The following is an 8,201-nucleotide window of genomic DNA, read 5'->3' as shown; positions in this document are numbered from 1 at the left end:
CGCCCAGTTCCGCCGCCTTGCCATCCGCTACGAACGACGGGCCGACATCCATCTGGCCTTCTCGACCCTGGCGGCCGCCCTCATCGTTTGGCGCTTCATCGAACGATGGTTTTGTTAGGCGCTCTAATCCGAGTTGCCGCCCTTATGCGGACAAGCGGCCTTCCAGCTCGAGCAGCCCTTCTGATCCCGACCCGACCTCGCCGTTGAGGCCATTCCACGGCCTGCCCGTAAGCGGACGCCGGATCAGCGCCCGCGTCATCACTCGCCGCCGTGCAGTGCTCGGCCGAAGAGTGCAAGCATTGCGCTTTAACCCTGCCCGGCCGCGGCAGAATCGAAGACACGGAAATCCGGCATCATCCAGCCATGCGCGGCCGGATACGTCCGCGTTGTGGACCGCACGCCTGCCTCCGTCAGAGCCCTCTCCAGCCGCTCGGCCATTGCAGGCGGGTAGCTGCCATCATTCTCCACCGCGCCCATGCAGATCTCCGCCTTCAGCTTGGCAGCGTGAAGCACGCCTTCATCTCCTCCCCGGCCGGGTCAAGGCCACCGCAGTAGGTCGTGGCGTCGCCGGTGCAGTAGCGCTTGAGGTTGTCTTTTCCGCCGTCCGCGGAAGCCGGTGCGACAAGGGCGAGGCCGAGGACGAACGCAAGTGTCAGGGGTCGGGTCATGGGGGCTCCGGTGTGTGGATCGCGGTCGTCGCCCGATGGGCATCGGAATCGATGGGGGACGGACTCGCTCGCACCAACGCGGGAGGCCGCGAAAGCGCCCCATGCCGGTTCGGCCGGTCCCCTACCGCCCGGCGCCCGTGACGGCGCGGACCGGCGCGCCGGCGAGGTCGACGGTCAATCCGACCGTATCCCTGAGGCCGCTGCCGACGTTCGCGAGATGCTCCCCGTAGGTCTCGCGGGTCTGCGGGTCGACCAGGGCGACGGGCGCCGCCACCGCCAGCGCGGCGCCGGTGGCCACAGTAGAGGCCGCGCCCGCCGCCGTGCTCACGAGCTTGTCCCCGATCCCGACCTTGCCATCGGAGATCGGCTGGCCGTCGGCGAGCCGCTTGCCCAGCAGGGCAACCACATCACCGGAGGCGAACTTGCCGTGGTTGAGGGCGTCGTCGGACTTCACCGATGACAGGTTGAGGACGCCGATGTTCTCGCGCTCAAGCTCTGATTTGTAGGGTTCGGCCATCGGGTCTATGGCTCCGAGCCGGACGCTGTCGCCCCAGACGAGGCGCGAGACGGCGAGCGCCTGATCGTCGCCCGAGACCATCAGCGTCAGGCGTGGCCGGTCCTTGCCCATGTCGCGGAAAGCACCCCGGGCAAGGTCCATGTCGACGTCGGGGGCCGCCAGGATGACGTTCTTGATCTTGGGCGCCACGCGCTTGTCGCGGATGGCCATCTGCCGGAGGCTTTCCAGGGTCAGCCAGTTGCCCATGGAATGGGCGAGCACGGTGACCTCGCCGACGTTCGGGTCCTTGACGAGGTCGCGCAGCAGGGTCTCCAGGCCGTTGCGCGAGAAGTTCGTGCTCTCCCGGTCGTAGCCGTAGGCGAGAACCGAGCCGCGGGACGGCCAGGTAAACAGCACCGGCGCGACCTCGGCCCCGGAATCGTGAACGATCTGCGCGAAGCGGAAAACGGCGTCCTCGAACTTGTTGTTGAACCCGTGCACGAACACCAAGACGTGGCGCTTGCCGCGTCCGCGGACCGCCTTGCCGGTCCACGCCGCGACCTTGCCGCGGTCCACCGGCTCGGCGCGCAGTGCGACGAAGTCGGTGGCGGGGTTGCCGGGCAGGCGTTCCGGCCACTGCACGGTGCCCGGTTGGCGGGTGGCGTCCGGCGGGATCGACACCGCGAGATCGGTGTAGATCACGGCCTCGCCGCGCTCGCCGGAGAACAGCACGCCGCGGTCGGTGGCGGACTTGCGGGTCGTGGCCACGAGCATGTCCACGCGCGACGTGCCGGCAATGGGGGCGGTATCGGCGATGGGCAGCAGCACACCGGTCGGTCTGCCACCACAGGCCGCGAGGCCGAGGAACATGGTAAGTCCGGCTGCGGTCGCCAGCGAGCGTCCAACACGAGCAAAACGTCGAAACACCCGCACTCCCGCACCATGCCTTGATGGGTGAAGGTCCACCCTTGGTCGAGGCCGGGCATCGTTACGGGACGATTGCGGCGGGGTACGGACGGCAAACGCGAAGATCGATTCCGGCGGCCCCCGGACGACAGCGCCGGCTTGCGCGCGTCAGTTTCCGTAGGGTGAGGCGAGGACGACGCGGATCTTCTTGGCCGGCGCGACCTGCACCACGGGCGCTGGGGTGGCGTTCACGATGGCGGCCAGCCGAACCGTCTCGCCCTTCGCGACGCCGCGGACGACGTTCGGCGTCTCGGAAGCGACGGCCGGTGCGGTGGCCAGCAGGGAGATCGCGAGGGCGACGATTGTCTTCACGGCTGCTGTCCGAGGCTTGACTGTATTGCGCCCGAACAACGGTCAAGCCATCGGCATGTTCCGGCTTCAGGCGGCGTTCGCCGCGGTCGGGGTCTCGCCGCCAGCCGTCGTCGCGCCCGCCTCCCTCAGGCACGCCTCGACCGCATCGCGCAGCGACGACACGTAGACGTCGGCACCGACCTGCCGACCGAGCGCCGTGTCGGTCAGGACCGCCTCGCCCTGCGGCCATAGACCGACCAGAAGCTTGGCGTCCCGCGACTTCCTACGGAGACGCTCCAGCAGGTAGCGCAGGTGCGACGGGTTGCCCGTGATGTCGAGGTAGGAGATGCACACCATTGCCACGCCGGACAGATCGAGGTCGCGGATGCCCTCGCGCGAAGCCGACTGGTAGGCCGTCACGCGCGCGCCAAGCCCGTGCTTGCGCAGCAGTTGTGCCAGCATCGCCGACGAGGCCTCGTCGAGGGGGCCGCGCCCGGCGAGGCACAGCACCGGTGCCTCGCCGCGCCACGCCTCAGGCAGCGCGTCGCGGGAAGGTGCTTGACCGGGTACCGCCTCGTTCTTCGGGTGAGCGCGCTCGGCGAGCGTCGGCGTATCGTTTGGGTTGACCGTCGCATCCGTGCCGGCCGGCTCGACGTCGGGATGGTCCTCGAAGTCCTCAACCAAGGAGCGGGACGAGGCCCGGATGTTCTCAAGCTGCGCCGGCGTGACGACCCCGCGGGCGTAGTCGTTTGCGGCAAGCTGCAAACCCTTCAACGCGACCTCGTCGTAGTACGACGACAAGGAGCGCTCCTTCAGCATCTGCTCGCCGAGGTCGCGGGCCTCGTCCGGATCGCCCGCCAGCATGCGCTGGTAAAAGTTCTCCACCGGTGTCAGCGGCGGCCGGTCGCCCAGCAGGATGTCGAGGAACTCCAGGCTGTCGACGTGGCGGCCGAGCACGACCAAGCAGACCGTGAACGGGGTCGCCAGGATCAGGCCGATGGGTCCCCAGAGGAAGCCCCAGAACAAGGTCGAGACGATCACCGCGAAGGGCGATAGCCCGGTGGAGTGCCCGTAGAGCAGGGGCTCGATCACCTGCCCGAACACCGGCTCGGCGATCAGGAACAGGGCCGCGGTGGCGATGACCATGTTCCAGCCCGGATCGACGGCCGCCGCCAGCGCGACCGGAAGGATGCCGGAGATGAATGCGCCGATGTAGGGCACGAAGCGCATCAGCGCGGAGAACACGCCCCACAGCAGCGGGTTGGGCACGCCTATGAACCACAGCCCGACCCCGACGATGACGCCAAAGGCCGCGTTCATGCCGAGCTGTGCCAGGAAGTAGGTCCCGAGCCGGCCCGCCGCGTCGTCCATCGCCACGGTGGTGCGATGCAGGTCGCTCGACCCGAACAGGCGGATCATGCGGTTGCGCAGGTCCTCCCGCTGCAGGAGCAGGAACACGACCACGACGAGAACGATGCCGACCGTGGTCAGAGGTTCGAATACCGGGCCGAGGACCTTCTCGGCGAGCGCGAGCGGCGAGATCTCAGGGTCCTGGATGCGGACCAACTGCGCCTTGGGCGTATCGCCGGCGGGTCCCGTAGCCGCCGTCGTCCCGGAGGCGTCTGCCTTCTGGGTGGCGTCGTGGACCTCGTGGCTGAACTTCGAGATGACCCGGTTGGCCTCCCCGAGCCAGCCCTGCTGCAGGCCAGCGAACTTCTTCGAGACCGTGGCCTGGTACTGCGGCAGGTTGCCCGCGAGCCCAGCCACCTGCGTGCCGATGACCGCGCCGATGCCACCGATGACGCCGAGCGCGAGCAGGACGGCGACGATGACCGAGGGGACGCGCCCGAGCTTTATCCGCCGCAGCAGGTTGACCACCGGGGCCAGGACGAAGCTGAGGAGCACCGCCAGGACGAGGGGGATGAACACCTCGCGGCCGAAGTACAGCGCCGCGATCAGCACGACGCCCACCGCGAGGGTCAGCAGGCCGCGCAGTCCGGGCACGAGCGGCGGCGGCACTTGGGCGGGCGGCCTCACGGCTACGGCGTCGTCCATCGGCATGCGGGATTCCCGGTCACGCCGCATTTCGTGGCGCCTCGCACCTCAACGTCGCAGGCTCCGATTGGTCCCTGCCGACTTCGCATCGGTCGTTGCGCCACGGATGGGGACGCCGGCAACGTGGTCGAACCGTCCGGCGCGCGGGGAACCTGAGGCCGTAATTACGGGTGGGAACCCATCCCGTTCGAAGTCCATGCCATCGAGATTTTCCAAGGCACCGTGATATTCGAAGGTCGATGATCCTTGAATCGCAGCGGGATGCACAATAAATTATGTACTATCGCGCCGTAAGACTTGGCATCAAGATGTCATGAGCTTCCGAAGCATCTTGAAATGGGTCATGGCGAGTTCCGCCAGGACACGTAGGCAATCGCCTTGCTCCGCGGTCAGCCCTTCGGGACGTGGTTCGGTATCGATTACGCAGAGTGCGCCCAGGGCATGGCCATCCGGGGTCAGCAGGGGTGCCCCCGCATAGAAGCGGATATGAGGCTCGCCCGTGACCAAAGGATTTGCGTTGGTTCGGGCATCGAGCCGCAGGTCCCGGATTTCCAGCAAGTCGCGGCCGCCGAGGACGTGCTTGCACACCGAGCGGTCGAGGTCGGTCCCGCAATCGACGAACCCGGACCTCGCCTTGAACCACTGCCGATCCTCCGCGACCAAGCTGACCAGGGCGACCGGCGCGGAGCATAGCGCCCGCGCGAGCACGACGATGCCGTCGATGGCTGGGTCCGCCGGCGTGTCGAGTACCTCGTAGCCTTCGAGGGCGGCGAGACGGTTGGGATCAGAGACGTCAAGGACGGGACGGTCAGTCAAGGTGCGCTTTCCTGTTTCCCGGCGCCAGGAGACGGTTCGGCCATGAGGCGTCCGAGGACCCGCCCGACCTGCGCCGCCGAGTACGGCTTGTGCAGCAGTTCGAAGTCGTAGGCGTTCTCGCGGGCGAGGACGTGGCTGTAGCCCGAGGCGAGCACCACCGGCAGGTGGGGCAGCCGCAGGCGGAGCGCCTTGGCGAGTTCGATTCCGCCCATGCCCGGCATGACCACGTCCGAGAACACCGCACGGAAACCCGCCCCGTCCGCACCCAGGCGCTCCAGCGCCTCCTCGGCGTTCACGACCCACTCCGGCGCGTAGCCGAGGTCCTCCAGGATCTGGGCGCAGAAGCGCCCGACCTCCAGGTTGTCCTCGACCAGAAGAACCGGTTGGCCCTGGCCCATCGGCGTCAGCGCGGCATCCGGATCCGCGGCGGCTACCTTGACCGGCTCGTCCGAGACTTCCGGCAGGTAGAGCGTGAACGTGGTGCCATGACCCGCCTCGCTCGCCACGTCGACGTCACCACCGGACTGCTTGGCGAAGCCGAACACCTGCGAAAGCCCGAGCCCCGTGCCGCGTCCGACCTCCTTGGTCGTGAAGAACGGCTCGAAGATGCGCAGCATCACGTCGGCGTCGATGCCGCCGCCCGTGTCGCAGAGCGACACCGCGACGAACGGGCCGTGCGCTCCCCCGTGACCCCGGATGGACGGCATGGGCTGGCCGGGATGCACGCGCATGGCCAACGTCCCGTCGCCGTCCATGGCGTCGCGGGCGTTGACGGCGATGTTCACCAGCGCGGTCTCGAACTGGTTGATGTCGGCGCGGACCAGGGCGGGCGTGTCGCCCGTCTCGACGGTCACGCGGATGCGGGCCCCGGTCACGGTGTCGAGCATGTCGGCCACGCCGCGCACGCGCTCGCATACGTCGAACACCTCGGGCTTGAGCGACTGTCGACGCGCGAAGGCGAGCAGTTGTCCGGTCAGCTTGGCCGCCCGGTCCACGGTGTCGGAGACCGCGTTGAGGTAGCGCTCCCTCCGCGCCTCCGGCAGGTCGGGGCGGCGCAGGAAGTCGACCGATGACCGGATGATGGTCAGCAGGTTGTTGAAGTCGTGGGCCACGCCACCGGTCAACTGCCCGACGGCTTCCAGCTTCTGTGACTGGCGGAGATCCTGCTCCATCCGCTCGCGCTGGGCCGCCTCCGCCACCAGTCGGTCGTTCGCCTGAGCGAGTTCGGCGGTGCGGGCCGCGACCTGGCTCTCCAGAGAGGCGCCGGCCTCGCGCAGGAGCGCGGCCTGCGCCTCAAGCTCGGCATGCAGCGCGATCACGCCCCGGTTCGTGTCGGCGAGCTCGCGGTTGAGGCGTTCCGTCTCCTCCTGGCGCTCGGCGAGCTCGGCGAGGCTGCGCATGAGTTCGCGGTTCTGGTCGCGCAAGGCGACCAAGGGCTCGTCGGTCCTGGCGCGGGCGACCTCCTCGGCCAGCGTCGCCAACTCGTGGCCGGTGAGGGTCGCGGTCCCCGAGGGAAGGCGCTTGCCGAAGGTCACCACGGTGCCGCTGCCGGCCGCCGTCTCGACATCGAAGCGGTCCATCAGGCTGCGCGATCCGGTGATGCCGATGCCGAGACCGGTGGTCGAACGGAAGCGGCCCCCGAGGATCTCGTCGAGATGGGGGATACCGGGCCCCGTGTCAGAGACGCGGATCACCAGGATCTGGCCGGCGCCGATCTCGTCGAGGCCGTACTCGATGCGGCCGCCGCCGGCATAGCTGTAGGCGTTGCGCGCGATCTCGGACACCGCCGTGGCGATGCGGGTCCGGTCCTGGAGCTCGAAGCCGAGGCGCTCGGCCAGGCCGCGGACGCGCTGGCGCACGGTGACGATGTCGTCCTCGTGCTCGATGGGGCTGGTGAGCAGCTTCCACCTCATGGTGCCGCGTCCCCCCGCACGACGAGGACGGTGGCGTCGTCGCGGGCGCGGGCGTAGTCGCGGAAGATCACCCCTGCCACCAATGACGGATGGGCGGCGACGAGCCCGGGATGGCCGTCGAGGGTCCACCCGGTCGCGATGCCATCCGAGCACAGCACGAACACGTCCGCCGGTTCGAGGGGGTACTCGAACTCCTGGATACGCCGGGCGGCGTGACCGGCCGTGCCGGCGAGGCTGACGGTGCGCTTGACCGCGGTTCCGGAAACGACCGCGCCGGCGACGTTTCCGATGCCGGCGAACATCAGCGTCGCGGCTGCCCTCCGATAGCGCGCCACGGACACGGCGCCGCCGCGGGTCCGTGACAGGCCCGCGTGGACCGCGGCCAGGATTTCCGCGGGTGCGGCTTCGTGGTTGAGCCGGAAGATCCGGATCGCGGCATCCGACGCTTTGGCGGCCTCGGGGCCATGACCGAGGCCATCGGCCACGATGGCGGTCCAGCCCTCGTCCCGCTCGTGCACGGCGAAGGCGTCGCCGTTCGCCGTCTCGCCCCTCAGCGGCACCGTGACCGCGCCGAAGGACGCCTCGTTGGCCGGGGCACCCGTGCGGACGGCGGTCAGGCGCGCCAGGACCGCAGTACCGAGGCCCGGTCGGGATACGATGTCGAAGGCCTGGGACAGGCGCCGCACGGCCCCCAGCCCCTCTCCGGCGCTGCCGCCGGTGGAATGACCGTCGCGCAGCGCCGCCGCGGGGTCGGGGAAGCCGGGCCCCTTGTCGAGGGCGAGCAGCTCCACGCCGGCGCCGGTCGCGTCCGCGTAGGTCCCGACGAGGATCTCGCCGGGCGCGCCGTACTTGACCACGTTCGTGGCGAGCTCGGTCGCCACGATGGCGACGCGGCCGGCGGCGGTCTCGTCGAAGCCGATGGCCTGCGCGGCCGTCACCGCCCGCCGCCGCGCCTCGGCCACCTGGCTCGCTTCCGTGACGGTGATCCGGTCCATG

8 protein-coding genes and 1 pseudogene are annotated in these 8,201 nt (G+C 69.2%); 1 reads left to right on the top strand and 8 read right to left on the bottom strand.

The genetic code is table 11. The features are described from left to right. Window positions 1-118, top strand: a pseudogene (locus AAHF99_RS26320) (IS5/IS1182 family transposase); the annotation flags it as partial. A gap of 188 nt (window positions 119-306) precedes the next feature. On the opposite strand, the gene AAHF99_RS26315 reads toward AAHF99_RS26320, so the two are convergent. The 8 genes from AAHF99_RS26315 to AAHF99_RS26280 form a co-directional block, all read right to left on the bottom strand. Next, window positions 307-513 (bottom strand): dienelactone hydrolase family protein, encoded by a 207-nt coding sequence (locus AAHF99_RS26315; protein ID WP_342167294.1) that lies wholly within the window; start codon window positions 511-513, stop codon window positions 307-309. Then, window positions 492-668 (bottom strand): hypothetical protein, encoded by a 177-nt coding sequence (locus tag AAHF99_RS26310; RefSeq protein WP_342167293.1) that lies wholly within the window; start codon window positions 666-668, stop codon window positions 492-494. Before AAHF99_RS26310 ends, AAHF99_RS26315 begins: the two co-directional genes overlap by 22 nt. Window positions 669-789: 121 nt before the next feature. Next, entirely contained in the window at window positions 790-2,034 is a 1,245-nt protein-coding gene (locus AAHF99_RS26305) for an alpha/beta hydrolase (RefSeq protein ID WP_342167292.1), read from the bottom strand. Between the two features lie 204 nt (window positions 2,035-2,238). After that, a complete protein-coding gene (locus AAHF99_RS26300; RefSeq protein WP_342167291.1) occupies window positions 2,239-2,442 on the bottom strand; it encodes a hypothetical protein in 204 nt (67 codons plus the stop codon). A 66-nt stretch (window positions 2,443-2,508) separates the two neighbouring features. After that, complete coding sequence (locus AAHF99_RS26295) at window positions 2,509-4,482, bottom strand: AI-2E family transporter (RefSeq protein ID WP_342167290.1); 1,974 nt, start codon at window positions 4,480-4,482, stop codon at window positions 2,509-2,511. 297 nt (window positions 4,483-4,779) lie between these two features. Beyond that, a complete protein-coding gene (locus tag AAHF99_RS26290; protein WP_342167289.1) occupies window positions 4,780-5,292 on the bottom strand; it encodes a GAF domain-containing protein in 513 nt (170 codons plus the stop codon). Then, window positions 5,289-7,205 (bottom strand): ATP-binding protein, encoded by a 1,917-nt coding sequence (locus AAHF99_RS26285; protein ID WP_342167288.1) that lies wholly within the window; start codon window positions 7,203-7,205, stop codon window positions 5,289-5,291. Before AAHF99_RS26285 ends, AAHF99_RS26290 begins: the two co-directional genes overlap by 4 nt. Then, window positions 7,202-8,200 (bottom strand): ATP-binding SpoIIE family protein phosphatase, encoded by a 999-nt coding sequence (locus AAHF99_RS26280; protein ID WP_342167287.1) that lies wholly within the window; start codon window positions 8,198-8,200, stop codon window positions 7,202-7,204. The genes AAHF99_RS26285 and AAHF99_RS26280 overlap by 4 nt, the downstream gene beginning before the upstream one ends. Window position 8,201: the final 1 nt, after the last annotated feature.

Origin of the sequence: Methylobacterium litchii, assembly GCF_038442315.1 — a bacterium.
Classification (GTDB): Bacteria; Pseudomonadota; Alphaproteobacteria; order Rhizobiales; family Beijerinckiaceae; genus Methylobacterium; species Methylobacterium litchii.
This window is presented reverse-complemented; position numbering and strand designations above follow the sequence as displayed.

Bases quoted from the DNA above. Each gene is read 5' to 3' on its own strand.
- AAHF99_RS26310 (WP_342167293.1), bottom strand. From the start codon at position 668: ATGACCCGACCCCTGACACTTGCGTTCGTCCTCGGCCTCGCCCTTGTC.
- AAHF99_RS26305 (WP_342167292.1), bottom strand. From the start codon at position 2,034: ATGTTCCTCGGCCTCGCGGCCTGTGGTGGCAGACCGACCGGTGTGCTG.
- AAHF99_RS26295 (WP_342167290.1), bottom strand. From the start codon at position 4,482: ATGCCGATGGACGACGCCGTAGCCGTGAGGCCGCCCGCCCAAGTGCCG.
- AAHF99_RS26285 (WP_342167288.1), bottom strand. From the start codon at position 7,205: ATGAGGTGGAAGCTGCTCACCAGCCCCATCGAGCACGAGGACGACATC.
- AAHF99_RS26280 (WP_342167287.1), bottom strand. From the start codon at position 8,200: ATGGACCGGATCACCGTCACGGAAGCGAGCCAGGTGGCCGAGGCGCGG.